At 56.2% G+C, this 18,079-nt stretch carries 15 protein-coding genes; 13 read left to right on the forward strand and 2 right to left on the reverse strand.

The window, feature by feature from the left end; genetic code table 11:
* From Q1K07_RS18645 to Q1K07_RS18675, 7 genes are all read left to right on the forward strand, one after another.
* Nucleotides 1-488: hypothetical protein (locus tag Q1K07_RS18645; RefSeq protein ID WP_300314560.1), on the forward strand; the 488-nt coding region annotated here is incomplete at its 5' end.
* On the forward strand, nt 488-1,696 hold the full coding sequence (gene sctQ, locus Q1K07_RS18650) for a type III secretion system cytoplasmic ring protein SctQ (RefSeq protein WP_300314563.1): 1,209 nt from the start codon (nt 488-490) through the stop codon (nt 1,694-1,696). The genes Q1K07_RS18645 and sctQ, both read left to right, overlap by 1 nt.
* Nucleotides 1,689-2,345 (forward strand): type III secretion system export apparatus subunit SctR, encoded by a 657-nt coding sequence (gene sctR / locus Q1K07_RS18655; RefSeq protein ID WP_300314566.1) that lies wholly within the window; start codon nt 1,689-1,691, stop codon nt 2,343-2,345. The genes sctQ and sctR overlap by 8 nt, the downstream gene beginning before the upstream one ends.
* A 6-nt stretch (nt 2,346-2,351) precedes the next feature.
* Nucleotides 2,352-2,621: a flagellar biosynthetic protein FliQ gene (locus tag Q1K07_RS18660; RefSeq protein ID WP_149285705.1), complete on the forward strand. Its 270-nt coding sequence runs from the start codon at nt 2,352-2,354 to the stop codon at nt 2,619-2,621.
* A gap of 8 nt (nt 2,622-2,629) precedes the next feature.
* Nucleotides 2,630-3,460, forward strand: a complete 831-nt coding sequence (gene sctT, locus Q1K07_RS18665; RefSeq protein ID WP_300314570.1) for a type III secretion system export apparatus subunit SctT — start codon at nt 2,630-2,632, stop codon at nt 3,458-3,460.
* Between the two features lie 6 nt (nt 3,461-3,466).
* Nucleotides 3,467-4,516 carry an EscU/YscU/HrcU family type III secretion system export apparatus switch protein gene (locus Q1K07_RS18670; protein ID WP_300314573.1) on the forward strand — a complete coding sequence of 350 codons (1,050 nt, stop codon included), beginning with the start codon at nt 3,467-3,469 and terminating at the stop codon, nt 4,514-4,516.
* Nucleotides 4,517-4,831: 315 nt separating this feature from the next.
* On the forward strand, nt 4,832-8,797 hold the full coding sequence (locus Q1K07_RS18675; RefSeq protein ID WP_300314576.1) for a DoxX family protein: 3,966 nt from the start codon (nt 4,832-4,834) through the stop codon (nt 8,795-8,797).
* Between the two features lie 105 nt (nt 8,798-8,902).
* On the opposite strand, the gene Q1K07_RS18680 is transcribed toward Q1K07_RS18675, so the two are convergent.
* Nucleotides 8,903-9,697 (reverse strand): NAD(P)H-dependent oxidoreductase, encoded by a 795-nt coding sequence (locus Q1K07_RS18680; protein ID WP_300314579.1) that lies wholly within the window; start codon nt 9,695-9,697, stop codon nt 8,903-8,905.
* Nucleotides 9,698-9,813: 116 nt separating this feature from the next.
* On the opposite strand from Q1K07_RS18680, the gene Q1K07_RS18685 reads away from it, so the two are divergent.
* From Q1K07_RS18685 to Q1K07_RS18705, 5 genes are all read left to right on the forward strand, one after another.
* A complete protein-coding gene (locus Q1K07_RS18685; RefSeq protein WP_300314581.1) occupies nt 9,814-10,734 on the forward strand; it encodes a LysR family transcriptional regulator in 921 nt (306 codons plus the stop codon).
* A 147-nt stretch (nt 10,735-10,881) separates the two neighbouring features.
* Nucleotides 10,882-11,775: a DMT family transporter gene (locus Q1K07_RS18690; protein WP_300314586.1), complete on the forward strand. Its 894-nt coding sequence runs from the start codon at nt 10,882-10,884 to the stop codon at nt 11,773-11,775.
* A 499-nt stretch (nt 11,776-12,274) separates the two neighbouring features.
* On the forward strand, nt 12,275-12,784 hold the full coding sequence (locus tag Q1K07_RS18695; protein ID WP_300314589.1) for a BCCT family transporter: 510 nt from the start codon (nt 12,275-12,277) through the stop codon (nt 12,782-12,784).
* The gene (locus Q1K07_RS18700) at nt 12,750-13,988 is read left to right on the forward strand and encodes a BCCT family transporter (protein WP_300314591.1); all 1,239 of its coding nucleotides are present in this window, start codon (nt 12,750-12,752) and stop codon (nt 13,986-13,988) included. Before Q1K07_RS18695 ends, Q1K07_RS18700 begins: the two co-directional genes overlap by 35 nt.
* A gap of 221 nt (nt 13,989-14,209) precedes the next feature.
* Nucleotides 14,210-14,833 (forward strand): TetR/AcrR family transcriptional regulator, encoded by a 624-nt coding sequence (locus tag Q1K07_RS18705; RefSeq protein WP_300314594.1) that lies wholly within the window; start codon nt 14,210-14,212, stop codon nt 14,831-14,833.
* A 20-nt stretch (nt 14,834-14,853) separates the two neighbouring features.
* Here Q1K07_RS18705 and Q1K07_RS18710 read toward each other — a convergent pair whose 3' ends face one another.
* Nucleotides 14,854-15,666, reverse strand: coding sequence for a pyrroline-5-carboxylate reductase dimerization domain-containing protein (locus Q1K07_RS18710; RefSeq protein ID WP_300314596.1), 813 nt, complete (start codon nt 15,664-15,666; stop codon nt 14,854-14,856).
* A gap of 155 nt (nt 15,667-15,821) precedes the next feature.
* Here Q1K07_RS18710 and Q1K07_RS18715 point away from each other — a divergent pair, with 155 nt between their 5' ends.
* Complete coding sequence (locus tag Q1K07_RS18715) at nt 15,822-17,888, forward strand: NADH:flavin oxidoreductase (protein ID WP_300314599.1); 2,067 nt, start codon at nt 15,822-15,824, stop codon at nt 17,886-17,888.
* Nucleotides 17,889-18,079: the final 191 nt, after the last annotated feature.

Here is an 18,079-nt window from a genome sequence, read left to right on the forward strand (position 1 = left end):
GAGATCCTGTCATGAAAGAGCACCAGCGACTCGAAAAATTGATGGCGTTGCGCCAGCAGCGTCTGCGCCGAGCCGAGAATGCATTGGCTGAGCAACAACAACGCTGCCGCCATGATGCCGAGCAACTGGCGGCCATGACGGAACAGCTTGCCAGTCAGCGCCAGGACTTCGATCGCCACGAGCAGGCATGGTTCAAAGCCACTGCCAACGACCAGTTGTCTGCCACCCAGATCGATGATGTGCGCCAGGCCATGGATGACCATTATCGAGCACAGGCCGCCCTGCATGCACAACACGACCAGTTGAACCAGCAATACCAACTTCACTTGTCCGAACGTGACAAGCGCTCCATGGAATGGGCACGCTGTGTTCGCTCGCAACGCGCTTTGGAAATGCTGCAGGATCGCCATCGCGATACCCAGCAGCGTCGTCTTGAGCTGCATGCCGAGCTAGAGACTGAAGATGCCACCTCGCGAAGGGGGCGTTGATGGCAGAAAGGAATATATCTATCGACAGCATGGAGCAGCATCAACAGCATAGTGCCCAGGCCGGGCCGGAAGTTCCCGCCCTGCCCATTATCCCGCCAAGTGCCGTACCAGTGCTCAACACTATGAGCCGCCCTCGTGGCGCGTTCACGCTGCCCCTTGGCCAACTCTCGCTGACCTGTCATCTCGACCGCCGGCCCATCACACATGAGGCAGCGCTGTCGCTGGGGCTGACGCTGGGGGATATGCCCGCACGCTTGCGCCTCGACGCCAGCGCGGTGGAGATCCTGTCCTCGCCCTTGTCATTGCAGCGCCCTCTGACGGCCTGCCCGGCGGATGTCGCCGCACTGTGGCTGGAATATGCCCTGCTGGAGTGGCTGGAACCGCTGGAAAGTGCACTGGGAGACAGCATACGGCTGCAAGGTGATGGCGTGCAGCAAGGCAACGGCATAGAAGAGAGTGATGACACTCTCCCCATCCAGCTGTCCGTGAACCTGACAGACGGTCATCGGCAGGGAAAACTCTCGCTGTTACTGTCCCAGCCCTTCGCCGAAGCTCTTCAGCCCTGGTTCGATGAGAACTGCCCAGTGGCTCCCAGGCCCTGTTCGAACGTGGCCTGGCCAGTGCAAGGCATTGCGGGATACCAGACGCTGACCCTCGCTGAACTGCGTGACCTGGCCCCTGGTGACGTGGTGATGCTCGATAGTCCAGTCATCAATGGCTCTGGCCTCGACACTCCCAACCTTAACCCCGATAGCCTCAGACAAGCCTCGGCAGTCCTGGTCGGTGAGCGCCTGATGGCCAGCGCCCAGACTCACCGTGACGGAGTACGCCTGCTGTCCCGACTCCATCCCCTGACCCAAGGAGACCTTGCCATGGCCTCGCCTGCCAACGACAACGACAATAACAACAACAACGCTCAACCTCAGACCGGCAGCGCTGCAGTAGACCGGACTGCAGCAGACCGCATGACAGCAGGCAACATGGGGCTGGACCAGTTACCCCTTCGGCTGGTGTGTGAATTCGGCCGTCTCGAACTCTCGCTGGGTGAACTGCGTGAACTCGATCAAGGCAGCGTACTGCCCCTGTCACGCCCGGAGGATGAAGCCGTGGACCTGGTGGTCAATGGCCGTATTCTGGGCAAGGGCCGGGTGGTGAAGATCGGCGATGGCCTGGGAGTGCAGATTGTGAGGCTCGCCACCGATGAGTGAATACGAGCCCAATCTGATTGGGATTATCCTTGTCGTCACATCGCTTGGCCTGTTGCCACTGGCGGTGGTGACCATGACCTCGTTCCTCAAGATCTCCGTGGTGCTGTTCCTGATCCGCAACGCCCTTGGCGTGCAGCAGACGCCTCCCAATCTGGTGCTGTACGGCATTGCCCTGGTACTGACGGTGTACATCACCACCCCACTGGTGGGGGACATGCTCTATCGGCTCGAAAACAGCTCAACGGAGTTGAGCAGCGTGGAAGACATCAAGGCGACGGGGGAACTATTACGTGAGCCGCTCAAGGAATACCTGTCGACCTACGCCGATGAACGCGAGCGGGCCTTCTTCCTCGATGCCACCCGCAGCATCTGGTCACAGGAGGCCCGCGAGAATGTCCAGGGTGACGATCTTGTCACTCTGATTCCCGCCTTTGTCACCTCCGAGCTGACCCGGGCCTTCGAGATCGGTTTTCTGATCTACATTCCCTTCCTGGTCATCGACCTGATCGTTGCCAATGTGCTGATGGCGATGGGCATGGTCATGGTGGCACCGCCACTGATATCGGTACCGTTGAAGATATTCCTGTTCGTCGCCATCGATGGCTGGTCGCGCCTGATGCATGGGCTGATTCTCAGTTATGGAGGGTAACGGGAGATGAGCGAGGATATTTTCCTGACGATCATGAGCGATGCCCTGTGGACAGTACTGCTGCTGTCGGCACCGGCACTGCTGACGGCCATCGTGCTCGGGTTCGGCATTGGCCTGTTACAGGCCCTGACACAGATTCAGGACCAGTCGCTGCCACAGTCGGTCAAGGTGATCGTGATCATGCTGGTCCTGATCATTGGTGGTCCTCTGCTGGTTGGCCAGTTGGTCAACCTGGCCGACCAGGTGCTGGATAACTTCGCGACCTGGTCACGCTGAGGAAGACCATGGAGTTTGACAATCTCGCCAGCGCGCTGACCGACCAGGTCTATCCTGTCCTGGCTGCCCTCGCCATCTGCATGGCTCGGGCCACTGGCGTCATCCTGATCACCCCGGCATTCAACCGTCTCGGCTTGACCGGACTGATTCGCTCCGCCGTGGCCATGACCCTGTCACTGCCGATGCTGCTGCCGGTGCTCGATAGCCTATCAAGCATGGACATCACAGGTTTCACCGTCGCCGGTCTGTTGCTCAAGGAACTGCTGATCGGCGTGCTCATCGGCATGGTGTTCGGTATCCCGTTCTGGGCAGCAGAAGTCGCTGGGGAAGCCGTCGACCTGCAACGCGCCTCGACCATGGGTCAGTTGCTCGATCCCATGGGCAGCAGTGAATCCGGCGTTACCAGTACCCTTCTGGTGGTCACCCTGGTCGCACTGTTCTTCGCCACAGGCGGCTTCAATGTCCTGCTCGATGGCTTCTATCGCAGCTACACACTATGGCCCGTGGATGCGTTCATGCCTGCGCTGGACACCCGTACGGCGCTGGTGATGCTAGGCTTTCTGGATCAAGTGATGAAGATCGGCATCCTGATGGTGGCACCATTGATCATCGCCATGCTGGTCACTGACCTGATGCTGGCCTATCTGGCCCGCATGGCACCCAGCCTCAACGTGTTCATTCTGTCACTACCGATCAAGAACCTGCTGTTCACCTTCCTGATGCTGCTCTACATCGCCTTCCTGATACCGCGCATGTTCAACGAGCTAGGAGCACTTCAGGGGCACTACAAGTACTTCGAATCCTTGTTCGACGCCCCCTCCTCTTCGAGTAACAGGTAAAGGCACATGAGCCAACAGCCCAGCGAAGAAAAGTCCCTACCGCCATCGCAGAAAAAGCTGCGTGACATACGCAAGAAGGGGCAAGTGGAAAAGAGCAGTGACATGGTCACTGCTGTCGTCATGCTCGGCTGCACGCTTTACCTGGTCTTCTATGTCGATACCATCGAGTCGCGTGTGCATGGCCTGATCACTCTGACCACGCGACTGTATAGCGAGCCTTTCGACACACTCTGGCCACGCGTGATGGCTGCGGCCATGGAAGTGCTGATGTGGTCGGTGCTGCCCATCATCGTGATCACCGTAACCGCTGTCGTCCTGACCAATATTCTCATCATGCGTGGCATGGTGTTTTCGGTCGAACCCATCAAGCCAAAATTCGAACACATCAATCCCGCCGAAGGTTTCAAGCGCATCTTCTCCGTACGCGGGATCATCGAGTTCATCAAGTCATTGCTCAAGATCGTGATACTCAGTAGCGCCTTCGTGATTGTCTGCCGGATGAGCCTGCAGGCGTTGATGGAGTCCTCACGCTGCGGCTATGGCTGCCTCAATGAGATTTTCCTGGAGTTCCTGCAACCTCTGGTCATCACGGCCCTGGTCGTCTTCTTCATCGTGGGACTGCTTGATGTCAGGACACAGCGCTGGCTATTCCAGCGTGACCAGCGCATGACACGCACTGAGTTCAAGCGCGAACGCAAGGATATGGAGGGCGACCCGGAGATTCGCCGGGCCCGCCAACGGCAGCGCAGCGATATTCAGACGTATTCCACACGCGCCGGGGTGGAACGTGCTTCACTGATGATTGGCGCCAGCGGTGACTGGCTGGTAGGCATCCGTTATGTCAAAGGCGAGACCCCGGTGCCAGTAGTGGTATGCAAGGCCGACCCGCAAGGCTCGGCCAACCTGCAACGCCAGGCGACGGCATATGGCCTGGCAGTGATCGATGATCGCAAACTGGCAGAACGGATTGGCTCACGCAGCGGAAATGGCGAACCCGTCCCGGAAGATACCTTCCAGCCGGTGGCCGATATTCTGGTCGCCGCGGGCCTGCTTTAAATCACCCCGCTTAGGAAACGCTGCATTAAATTATCTCGCCTAACCCCTTCATTCACTGACACTTCGTATAAATCTAGACAAGCTATCAGCATAAAGTTGTAGATGAAAAATTTGCCCTTCTTGCATTCGTGTTCGATCATTTGATCGATCAATGATTCACATGATCATCCTTCCAGGCACCATCGCCATATTCAATGGGCCTTCTTTGCCACAGACAGGAGGTGGCAATTCAACCCGGCACTGCCCTTCCACGGCTGCCAGCCTGACGAACCCGGAATATTCATCCGTCACATGTGTTGAGACAGGAGCGAGACCATGTCTGTATCAGGAGTGAAGTCTTCCACCGAAAGCGCAATTTTGCTGCAACGTTCCTCTCAAGGCACTTCCCATAGCCAGGCCGTGAAGAACGACCAGAAGTCTGAAGGTGGAACAGAGGGCCCCACGGATGCCAAGGAGTTCCGGGATCTGGCGGAAGAAAACGATTGGAAGGTCCTCGAAGAAGGTGATGTGCTGCCACCAGTGTCACAGCTGGATCCAGAACGTCAGAACGCGACGACCATCACCTATGAGTACGATGGAACGACATATGCGGTCTCGTCCTATATCGCGCCATTCAAGTATTCCGTCCTGGGCAGCAAGATAGCGGGAACCGAAATCAGCCATGTGGATAACAACGTCAAGATCGACGTTGCCGATTCCGAAGCCACGGATTTCATGAATGCCGAAACGAGCGAGGATGGAAAGACCGTCGGCGAGCTGTTTCACGACAAGATGAAGGATGAATGGGGCGAATTGGATCTGGATGACCCTCGCCGCCAGTATTACGAGCTGCTGCAAGCCAAGACAGCATTGGTTGGTGGCTTCGATTATCTCCCCTACCAAACCGAAAAGGATGCGTTTTTCTGGGATGGCGATACCACCAGCTATCTAGATAACTCGACCATCATGGATCAAGCCAGTACGTATGGCTTGCTCAAGGAAAAGGAAATCAACGATAAGCTGGCCGAGCTGGCCGAGAATGAGAAAGTCGTCGATGGCATCGATGGCTTCATGCGAGACGCCGTCAGCAAGATAAAAGACAAGAAAGGCCTGACCAACAGCATTTATGAGGCCATGAGCAGCCCGGAATACATGGAAATGCTCGAAGGCATGAATAGTGATGCGGCCAAGGTTCGATTCTCCAACGATCTGAAATCACTGGATTACCTGGATAGCGAGAAAGCCAGCGAGATCAGAAACAACGCCCTGAATCAGGGCCTGGCCGAAGAAATATCCAACATCATCGAGAGTGGAGACTATGCTGGCGAGTCCCTGGAACTTGCCATCAGTGACCATGTGCAAACTGCGTTACAAGGCACATGGTCCGCGATCTTTGGCCTCTCCTTCTCGGACCGAGCGGTACAGAACTACCTGAAGGATGGCGGCGGCAACCTGCCGGATGATGTGAAAAAGGGCCTAGACAGCTACAAGGCTGCGGTCAAGGTTGCTACCGATGCCGTCACCGATTCCTTCAAGTCCAACGGCAAGTTCGATATCCGCGATGTGTCTTCGAAAATTGCGGCTGCATTGCAGGAAGGTCATGAAGGAGCACCAAAAAGTGCTCAAGTTCGTAATGGCGCAGCCGCGCTATTACAAGCCAGCATGACCAGCGGAGCCCTCCCGGCGATTGCCGGCACCCTGACCGCAACAGCCGCCATCTACACCCTGACCAAGAACCAGGGTGACACCGTTGAAGAGCGGATGGCGGCGGCCCGCCTGTTGTTGATCACCCTGGCGACATCACCGGCGATGGCAACCGTGGGTGCCAAGGTACTGGAAACGATATTCGACAAGCCCGGGATGGTCACCATGCTGGGGTTGGACGGGAGTTCCAATACACAGCTTCGAGAAGCCTACCTGAAACTATTTCCAAAGGCTGATGATGCTGTCAGTGTCCCGTCGCAATCCATAAGTCTTGAGACGCTGGATCAGTACCGTACGGCTATCGGCGGTGATTTGCCTCAGATAGATGGCATTGTTGAAGAAGACTGGGCCGATGACATCATACGCAGCTTTGATGACATTGGCTCAGGCACAAACGTAGATTTTGAACCGCTGTCCCGTGATGCCGAGATAAGTTTTCAGGAGGTCATGGAAGAGCCGAATGATCGCTTATCACAAGCCAGTTCGGACATCACCATCAACTGGGATATGTTGGAGGAAATGGACCCTGAGCGTCGAGCCGCCATTATGTCCACAGTGGATCAACGCATTGAAGGTATGGGTATTGATCCCAGCAGCATGGATACCCCCGATAAGCTCCGGCTGGTGGGAACCGTACTCAATACGGTAGGCGGTCTTGCCGATGTGGCTGGGGGTGTGCTGGACCTGGCACTGGGGGCCATGTCGATCGACAAGCTGATCGGTAATCCCGATGCCCTGGATAGCGAATTTGCCGCCGCCTCGCTGCAGCTGCTGGGCGGGATCAGCATTGCAGGGGCCGCAGGCACCAATCTGGCCAGCATGATCGCCGGTGGTTCCCTGGCCACCGGGCTCGGCATTGCCTCCGGGGCATTGGGTATTGCCGGGGTCGCCCTGGGGGGGATTTCGGCCATCGTGATGGGGATCGTCGCCAAGCAGAAGTCGGATCAAAAAGCAGAAGAAGTGCGCAATACTTTTCAGGACTGGAGTGCGCTCGGTATCACCGAGGATGATTGGGGCGACAAGCTCAACTACACCATCCACTCCCGCTATGAATACGATCGCGAATATGGCTCGGATGCTTATTACGACCTTTATCCGGAAGACAAGCCCGTCTGGGAGTCACGACCGGAGCAGTATGAAGACTTCACGGATTATGTAGCGGAGCATGGCAATATTTCGGATGGCTGGTTTTCCGACTGGGATGATGAACATGATTCCGGTATTGGTGAAAATGGACCGGATCCTTCCGGACGGCCACGCTTCGGTGATGAAGGCGATCCGGGAAGCTTCGGTGAATTCAAGGAAGATATCGACCGGGTCGATGTCGGTTCCATCGAGCTTGCTGATAATGGCCGGGTGTTCTTTACCAAGGACGGAGTAAAGCAGGTCATCGATCCCTTTATCGGAGACAAGGCCAGCGACTCGACCCGTCAGAACATCATCGATTATCTCACCCAGTTGTATGAAATCTCGCACCCTGATGGAAAGAAAGATCACGATATCATTGATGAAATAACGTCCCTCCATGATGAGTCTGATAAATATAACGAAATCGATGACCTGAAGCGTGCCCTGGATGATTCTCAACCACCGCTCTTCGGCGTTGACGACGACAAGCCAGGCACCTTCTATGACTTCAAGGAAGATATTGACCGAGTCGATGTCGGTTCCATTGAACTGGATCCCGGCGACAGCAGTGTCATCACATTCACCAAGGATGGCAAAAAATGGCAGCTGGACAAGGATAATCATGGAGACTTGAAAGACAGCCATGCGGAAGACATCTTCGACTACCTGAAGGATCTGTATATCCTGACCCACCCGGACGGCAAGCTTGACGAAGACCTGGTCGACAGGATCACCGAACTTCATGATGAGTCTGATGATTACAATGACCTTGAGGACCTGCGTGAAGAGCTTGAACTGGATATCGATCCGACAGGACTTCCGGTGTTTGGCGATGGCGGCAAGCCCGGAACCTTTGGAGATTTCAAGGAAGATATCGACCGCGTCGATGTTGAATCCATCAGGCTGCTGGACGATGGCCGAGTGATCTTTGTCAAGGATGGTGTCAAGCAGATCATCAACCCTTCCCAGGGAGATACTGCTAGCCGAGATGTCCGCGATGACATCGTCGAATATCTCGAAGGCCTGTACGACATCACTCATCCTGAAGGAAAGTTCAGTCAAGAGCGTGCGGACCTGATGAATGAGGTCTTTGGCAGAACCGACGATTACAACGACCTGGATGACATTCGTTCCTACGTCGAATCAGAAGAAGAGCTGTCCGGCTTTGGCAAGGAATACATTGAAAAGCACAGGGATCATATCGACACCATCGTCGAATCCTGGGATGACTGGAATGGCAGTGATTCCATTGTCAGCATGGACGACCTGGAGGGCATCAGCCAGGACGATGACAGAAGCAAGGCTGAGCAGGAAGCCGCGCAATTCCTGATAGACGAATGGAAATTCTTTGAAACCTTGGATACCGCAAAGCACAAGGATGATGCTGATGGAAAAATCAGTACCAATGACCTGGATAGCTGGCTGGCATCTGTTGGTGAAGGCGGGTTCGATGACTATGCAAAGTCCTAGCTAGCTCTTCATGACCTCATGTCATGAATCCATACAGGCACAGTGGATAATATTGTGCCTGTATGGATCAACCAGATATCGCGCTCGAATGCACCCTCCCTTTCGTCACAGTGCCGCTGGTCTCTCCAGATGCAAGGCAAAACCGTTTGCCTCAGGCTTCCCCAGTTCAGGACGCAAGCGCATGCTGGGAATCAGATAGTCGCCATCATTCTGCTTCCGATAAGGAATGGGTGGCGTGCTGCCCAGATCCCGCATCCGCTCGCGCAGGCGTTCCTCAAGGCGCTCGATACCCGCATCATCGAGACGATGAACGTTATAGGCCACGAACGGCGGTAATACGTCATACCCCGGATAGAACAGAATGCCGTGATGGATGGGAAACAACAGGTCGTCGATCGGCCCATTGATACCTCGCTCGGAATAATGTTCTTCCCAACCTCCAGCAGTCACGATCAGCATCGCCCGCTTGCCGGCCAATGAGCCTTCCCCATAACGATCTCCCCAACGAGTATCGCTATGCTCGCCAACGCCATAGGCAAATCCATAGGAATACACCCGATCCACCCAGCCCTTGAGAATCGCTGGCATAGTGAACCACCACAGCGGGAACTGGAGAATCAACACATCCGCCCATAGCAGCTTTTCTTGCTCCGCCTTGACATCATCTGTCAGCGCACCGCTGGCAAAGGCTTCTCCCGATGCCTTGCTCGGCTGCAGGGGCTTGGCAGGATCAAGTTCCGGAAAATCCGCCCGATCGATCTCGGACTTCCACCCATCGGCATAGAGATCGGACACACGCACCTCATGCCCTTGGGACACAAGCTCATCAATGGCGACATCGCGTAGCGCACCATTGAGCGACGCAGGTTCAGGGTGAGCAAAAACCAATAACACCTTCATGAGACAGAACCTCTCAATACCAAACAGGACAAGACAGAACAGGACAAGTGCCCCTAAGGTAGCGCTGACTTCATGAATGCGATATACAGAAACAATACATAACACTATGCCGAAAAATGGATAAATCTGATGTCACACTCGAGCGCATGCGCACCTTCGTGCGCGTCGTCGAACGCGGCAATCTCTCCGCCGTCGCACGGGAATTCGGCATCGGCCAATCGACCGTGACGCGCCACCTCCGGGAGCTAGAAGCGGCTCTCGGTGTTGCCTTGCTCAGCAGAACGACACGTCGTGCCACCATCACCGAAGAAGGTCGCCATTATTACGCTCGCAGTATCCAGATTCTGCGGCTCGTCGAACAAGCTGGAGCAGCCGCTCGTAGTGCCCGTGGCGCCCAGGCCGGTACCGTACGCATTTCCTGTACTGCAGCCATCGGTATCCTGCATGTCAGCCGCCTGCTCTTCCGGTTCCAGGATCGCTATCCGGATATTCATATTGATCTCAACCTCACCGACGAACGTATCGATCTGGTTCGAGAAGGCGTTGACCTGGCCATACGCCTTGGGCCACTTTCCGACAGTTCGATGAAGCTGCGTGCCCTTGGCCACTCTCGGCGCCTGCTGGTCGCAGCCCCCGACTATCTGAAGGCCCATGGAACACCCACAACACCTGATGAACTGATCGGCCATGAAAGCATTCGCATGTCCAATGTTGCAGGTAGCGAAGCGCTTGCCCTGCGTGGACCTGATGGTGAACACCACACGGTCCCCTTGACGGGACGCTTTGTCGTTGACCATGGCTTGGGTGCGCGTGAGGCCTTGCTCGCCGGGCGTGGCATCGCCCCCGCCCACCGCTGGCTCATCGATGATCTCTTGAACAATGGCCATGTTGAGCAGATCCTTCCTGACTATGCACTTCCATCAACACCATTGAATCTGCTGATCGTTCCCGGACGTACCGACATCGCACGAGTTCGCCTGCTGATCGACTTTCTTACTGAGCAGGCCGGCAACATTCCCGGCATCGAAAGAACGTGACGTTAAAGCGATGGCGCCTAAGCCTTGAGCGATGACGTAAAGAAGACAGTCGACCTTGATATGCCGCGTATGATGATCAGCCTAGGAAAACATTTACCGCCTCAAGGGGAATGAACGCCCTCTGAGCCGGAGTTCAGGAGCACAGGGATGCCACACTCTCTTCATGACCATCGCCAGGGGCTGATCATGGCCGCTGGTGGTGTTTTCGTCCTCAGCATCGACAGCCTGCTGGTGCGCCTGGCAGCCAGCGATGGCTGGGATATCATCTTCTGGCGAGGCGCCCTGATGGGGCTTTCTCTCAGCCTGCTGTGCCTTGGCGGAAAGCGGCTGGCATCACTGCGCGGCCACATGATGATGTCTCTCAGTTCTGCGCTCTTGCTGGGACTGTCATCCGGTCTTTTTGTGCTTGCCGTGATGAACACCAAGGTCGCCAATGTCGTGGTGATCCTGAGTGCTGCCCCTTTGTTTGCCGCCATCTTTACGCGCATGTTCCTGCATGAACCTGTGCCCTTGCGTACCTGGCTGGCCATCGTTCTGGCCATGCTTGGCCTGCTGGTGGTCTTTGCTGGAGGGCTGAGCGGAGATGGACTGGTGGGTGATCTCTATGCCCTGGCCGCCGCCGCCGCTGTCGGTGGCAACCTGACCCTGTTGCGTCATCACCCTACCGTCGACCGGGTACCACTGATTGCCATCGGCGGTTTCATATCGGCATTGATTGCCCTGCCAATGGCGGCGCCCTTGTCTCTGGCACCCAAGAGCTACGCCGTATTGGCGTTGATGGGGCTGTTGCAGATGCCGCTTGCCACCGTGTTAATCAACAGCGCCACCCGTTACCTGCCTTCGGCAGAGGTCGCCCTGTTCTATCTGCTGGAAGCCGTGCTGGGAACCCTCTGGGTCTGGTGGTGGCTGAATGAGCAGCCGCCCCACGCCACCCTGCTGGGCGGCACCCTGATCCTGCTGACCCTGGTCGTCAATGCGTGGCTTGGCCTGCGTCATTCAGGTAGCAGGAAAGTCCTGCCTTATGGCGAGTACAGCAAATGACGGCTTTTAGCACCGTCTCTCTTTTTTAAGCGGTATCTACATCTAGCAATATATGCATTAAGCAGCATATTTATTCACTAGGCGGCTAATAACTAGAAGGTCAACAACTAGAAAGTCAACAACTAGACGGATAACAAATAAGCGGCATGTTGATCATCAACATGCCCAAAATACGTTCTTCGATGAAGAATGCCTCGCTGAAACAGGTCTCGTTGAGAATATCTGTAGCTTTCTCAACAGGAGCAATCAACGAATGCCAGCAACACATATTTATGCATTTTTGAATGATAAAGAATCATGGATCGGACAAAAATAAGTCTCTGTGCGTACTGCTCATATCTCTATGCGACATCCTGGTCAAAAGATCATAAACAATGCTTCATGAGTTACAAAAACTCATGATTTCATGACGAAAAATATGTTGTTCTCTGCCTTCTATCCCCTCAGCCTCGCATAGGTCCGTGACCTCCCCCTGATTCCTCTAAACATAAGAAAATCTATGAGTAACACCATACGTTCCGAAAGAGGCCTATTAAAGGGCCTCAATCCGACGGTGACCATTGCCTCGAAAGTGCTGGTCATCGGCTTTGTCATCTTCTGTACCATGCTCGCCGACAAGGCTGGCACCATCTTCCAGAATGCCTCGACCGCTGTTCTCGACAATGCCAAATGGTTCTATCTGGGACTGGTCAGTGCCGTACTGGCTTTCCTGCTCTATCTGATGGTCAGCCGCTTTGGCCATATCCGCCTGGGCAAGGACAATGAACGCCCTGAATTCAGCTACCTGTCCTGGGTCAGCATGCTGTTTTCGGGCGGCATGGGCATCGGGCTGATCTTCTGGTCCGTGGCAGAGCCGATGCTGCACTACGCTGCCAATCCCTTCACCGAAGGCATGAGTGATGCATCCGCCAGCATGGCCATGCGCCTGACCTACTTCCACTGGGGCCTGCATCCCTGGGCTACCTTCATCATCATTGCCCTGGCCCTTTCTTATTTTTTCCTACCGTAAAGGACTCCCCCTGACGCTGCGCTCCATCCTTTACCCGTTCATCGGAGAGCGGATCTACGGCCCGATCGGCCACACAGTGGATATCCTCACCGTTGCCATCACCGCATTCGGGGTATCCACGTCCCTGGGCATGGGCGTAATTCAGATGAACAGCGGGCTGAACAATGTCTTCGGCATCGAGATCGGTACCGGCACCCAATTGGCACTGATTGTGCTGATCATGGCCTTTGCCATCATCTCCGTGGCCACAGGCGTTGGCCGTGGCATGAAGCGACTTTCCGAACTGAACATGTTGCTGTCACTGCTGATCGTGGCCATCGTGCTGGCCATCGGCCCTACCCGCTATATTCTCAACACCCTGCTGCAGAGCACCGGGGATTACACCAACAACCTGATCAGCATGAGCCTGTGGAGCGATGCCAACGCCGACAGTGGCTGGCAGAACTGGTGGACCGCCTTCTACTGGCCATGGTGGATGACCTGGGCTCCCTTCGTCGGCATGTTCATTGCCCGCATCTCCCGGGGACGCACCATCCGTGAACTGATCAGTGGTGCTCTTATCGTGCCGACCCTGGTGACCTTAGTGTGGATGGCAGTGTTCGGTGGCAGCGCACTATTCGAAGAACAGCAGGCACGTCATGCCCATGAATCCATCATGGCGGCCAGCGAAGTGAAGGTAGATGCGGACTTTGCCGGGGGAGCCGTGCTCCAGGCTACCCAGCAAGACACCACTCATGCGCTGTTCACTCTGTTCGACATACTGGACCCAGGCATGCTGGGCAACCTGCTGTCGGTACTGGCAGTGCTGTTGCTGGCCACCTATTTCATCACTTCCGCCGACTCGGGCACCCTGGTGCTGTGCATTCTGGATAGTGCCGGCAATCCCGAACCTCCGCAGTCCATCAGGATAATGTGGGGTATCGTGATTGCCTGCATTGCTGGCGCCCTGCTGTTCGCTGGTGGCCTGGAAACCATTCAGACCGCGTCGATCATCGCCGGCCTGCCGATTGCCATATTCATCATGGTGATGGCCCTGAGCCTCTATCGCATGTTACGCCGCGAACCGGCCGCGGCCTGGATGCTTCCCCCTGCGGTACGCCCCGACAATGCCGAGCTGGATTTCAGCAGTGGCCAGAATGAGGTGGAACGTACCCTGGCGCAGGATGCCTATCTATCCAGAAAATCTGCCTCCGAAAACGCATAGCCCCCTTTAGTGACAGCAAGAAGCCCAGCACATTGCTGGGCTTCTTGCTGTCGCAAGGATGCCATGGCCCTGGTGGTGGCCACTCTTTTATGTCCGTAACCTCCCATACACATAGCCTTTATGTACATAAATTGGACACTTCTGTACACTGCATCTTTCTTCGGCACTGCTTCGATACGGCATGCTGGCTCCAACCGATTTTCCTGCGAGGTTATCTCTCCATGCCATCTGCTGATGTCAGTGACAAGGGCTCTCGTGATGCCTGGCTCGATGCCGCCTTCAACCTGTTGCTCGAGTCCGGCGTAGATAGTGTGAAGATCCTGCCCTTGGCCAAGCGACTCAACCTCTCGCGTACCAGCTTCTACTGGTTCTTCAAGGATCGCGAAGCACTATTGAGTGCCTTGATCGAACGCTGGCGGGAAAAAAATACCCAGGGCCTGGTGCGCCAAAGCGAGGCCTATGCCGAGAACATCGTCGAAGCGATTCTCAATGTGTTTGATTGCTGGCTCGACCCCGAGCTATTCGACTCCCAGCTGGAATTCGCCATGCGCAGTTGGGCGTTGCAGTCGAATGAAGTATCTCGGGAAATCGATAACGCTGATGAAGCACGCATCGACGCACTGACACAGATGTTCATCCACCACGGCTTTGATCCATTGGCAGCCAATGTGCGCGGCCGCACCATCTACCTAACCCAGATCGGCTATATCTCGATGAATTCCCAGGAGTCCCTGACGATTCGCATGCAGCGCATTCCCGCCTATGTCGAGATATTCACCGGTCAGGCACCGCAACAGCGCGACCTGCAGCGTTTCCATGCCCGGCATGCCTACACACCGGACTAGGGAATCTTGAGACTAGCGCCCTATACCGAATCCGTGCTCGCCGCCCGATGAGCTGCATCAAGTCCACGCTGGATCACCTCATCGATATTCCCTTCGATCATCGCGCGCAGCCCCTTGGCCGTGGTGCCGTCATAGGCAATCAAGCGTTCCACCATCTCGCCTGGGTCACTGCCCAGGCTTTCCAGCAGCAGGCTGCCCCCCACCAGGGTCTGCATGACGGCTTCAAGGGCAATGTCATCCGCGATTCCCTTGTTCCTGGCATGCTCCAGCATCACCTTGGCCAGCAAGGCCGGATAGGCAGGGCCGGCGCCACTCAAGGCCGTCATGTAATCGAGAGCGCTCTCTGAAGGAAGCTCTCGCGCCATTCCACAACTCGCCAGCAACGCCTGCACCAGCTCCCGGTCTGGCCGAGTGACCTGCTCCGAGGCATACCAGGGAAAATAGCCACGACGAATTTCCGCTGCCGCGTTCGGCATGGCGCGCACCACACGACAACTCCCGAGCTGGCTGGAAATCGCCTGCACAGGAGCCATCGCCAGCAGCGAAATGATCAGCTTGTCGTGTGCCTCGATATGGATATGGCAAAGGTCCTCTGGACGCACCGACAACACGATGACATCCACCCTCTCAACCAATGCTTGATTGTCCTGAACGCAACGGACCTCGGGCCAGTCACGATAGGCATCACCAGCCCCCGAGCGGGCCGACACGATCAGTTGGTCAGCTGCTACAAGGTTCTGCTCCAGCCAGGCAAGCCCCAGAGAGCGCCCCATCCATCCCTGGCCGCCAATAATCCCGATCGTTGTGTTCTTCTTCATTGTGACTGGCTTCATGATTTTTTCGGCCTTTGCTGCCCGCAACTGTACACAGTTGAACATATAATTGACAACCATGTACAGTCGCAGCTAGTTTTGTCAAGCACACCAACAAGATCAAGCCCTGAAAGGCAAGCCCGAAAAACAAAACCCTGAAGGACAGAGATCCGGCCATGACTAACGATCCGCTGCTGACCCCCTTTCAACTCAAGCACTTGACCTTGAAGAACCGGCTGATGATGACCTCCCACGAGCCTGCCTATCCTGAAGATGGTATGCCCAAGGCGCTTTATCGTGCCTATCACGTCGAGCGTGCCAAGGCAGGCATCGGCCTGACCATGACCGCAGGGTCGGCAGCGGTTTCCAAGGACAGCCCACCTGTGTTCAACAACATCCTGGCCTACAAGGACGAGGTCGTACCCTGGATGCGTGAGTTGACCGATGCCTGTCATGAGTACGGCACCGCGGTCATGATTCAGTTGACCCACCTCGGTAGACGCACACGCTGGGACAAGGGCGACTGGCTGCCGACGGTGTCGTCTTCTCACCGTCGCGAAGCATCGCACCGTGCCTTTCCCAAGCAGGCCGAGGATTGGGATATCGAACGTCTGATCCGCGACTATGCCGATGCTGCCGAACGCATGCATGCCGCCGGCCTCGATGGCATCGAGCTGCAGGCCTATGGCCACCTGCTCGATCAATTCTGGTCGCCGCTGACCAACACCCTCGAAGGGCCTTACGGAGGAGACCTCGACAACCGCTTGCGTTTCACCTTCGAGGTATTGCGTGCCATTCGCCAACGCGTCGGCGAAGCGTTCATCGTCGGCATGCGCTACACCGGCGACGAAATGCTGCCAGGTGGTCTGACCGCCAGCGATGGCATGGAGATTTCCCGACGCCTGAAAGACAGTGGCCTGGTGGACTTCCTCAACGTGGTTCGCGGCCATATCGATACCGATGCAGGACTGACGGATGTCATCCCCATCCAAGGCATGCCTAGCGCCCCGCACCTGGAGTTCGCCGGTGAAATACGTCGCCAGGTCGACTTCCCTACCTTCCATGGCGCCAAAATTCAGGATGTCGCCACGGCTCGTTATGCCATTTCATCAGGCACCGTCGATATGATCGGCATGACCCGCGCGCACATGGCTGATCCGCATATCGTGCGCAAGATCAAGGAAGGACGCGAAGAAGAAATTCGCCCCTGTGTCGGAGCCAACTACTGCCTCGACCGCATCTATCAGGGCGGTGCCGCCTACTGCATCCACAATGCTGCCACCGGCCGCGAAACCACCATGCCGCACACCATTCCCAAGGCAACGTACAAGCGCCGGGTGGTCATCATCGGTGCAGGGCCTGCCGGCCTGGAAGCCGCTCGAGTAGCTGGTGAGCGCGGACATGACGTCGTCGTGCTGGAGGCCTCCAGTGATGCTGGCGGCCAGATACGCCTGACAGCACAGAGTGAGCGCCGGCGTGAAATGATGGGCATCATCGACTGGCGCCTCGCCCGTTGCGAAGCGCTCGGTGTCGAAATCCGCTACAACGTCTGGGCAGAAGTCGAGGATGTGCTCCAGGAACAGCCAGATGTGGTCATCGTGGCGACGGGCGGCTTTCCCCAGGAAGACCAGCCCACCATTGGTAGCGAGCTGGTGGTCACCACATGGGACATGATTTCCGGGCATGTGCCCCCAGGCCAGAACGTACTGCTGTTCGATGAAGCAGGAGACCATGCCGCCATGCAGGCAGCAGAGATCATTGCGGCGACAGGAGCCCAACTCGAGATCATGACACCAGACAGAACTTTCTCGGCAGAGATCATGGCCATGAACCTGGTGCCTTACATGCGCTCCCTGCAGCGTCCCAATGTCACCTTCACGCCGACCTACCGCTTAAGGTCCGTGCAACGGGACGACAATGCCCTGCTGGCCAGGATCACCAGTGACTATTTTCCTCAAGGTCCGGCCCCCCAGGACCGGCAGGACCTGGACCAGGAGCGACGCATCGATCAGGTGGTGGTCAATTACGGCATCACGCCAATGGCCGATATCTACTTCGAGCTGAAACCCCATTCCAGCAATGGTGGAGAAGTGAATTACGAAGATCTGATTGTGGGCAGTCCCCAGGCCGTCATCCGTCACCAGGACGGCAAGTTCCAGCTGTTTCGCATCGGCGATGCCGTCGAGCCGCGCAACACCCACGCCGCCATCTATGATGCACTCAGGCTGGTCAAGGACCTGTAATCTCATGCCCCAGCAGACGCTTTGCGCACATGATGCGCTCAAGCCGCTTTGTTGTATGTGTTGGCCACGTCCAGGTATCCACCTCCTCGGACAAAATTGACTTTTTCGTCCGAAGATTGATGATCTGGGGTTATGGGCAAGCAGGCTGATCAAGCGCTTGCCATGACCTTTCCGCTCCTTCATCCAGCTCC

This window comes from Halomonas sp. (assembly GCF_029263665.1).
GTDB lineage: Bacteria > Pseudomonadota > Gammaproteobacteria > Pseudomonadales > Halomonadaceae > Halomonas.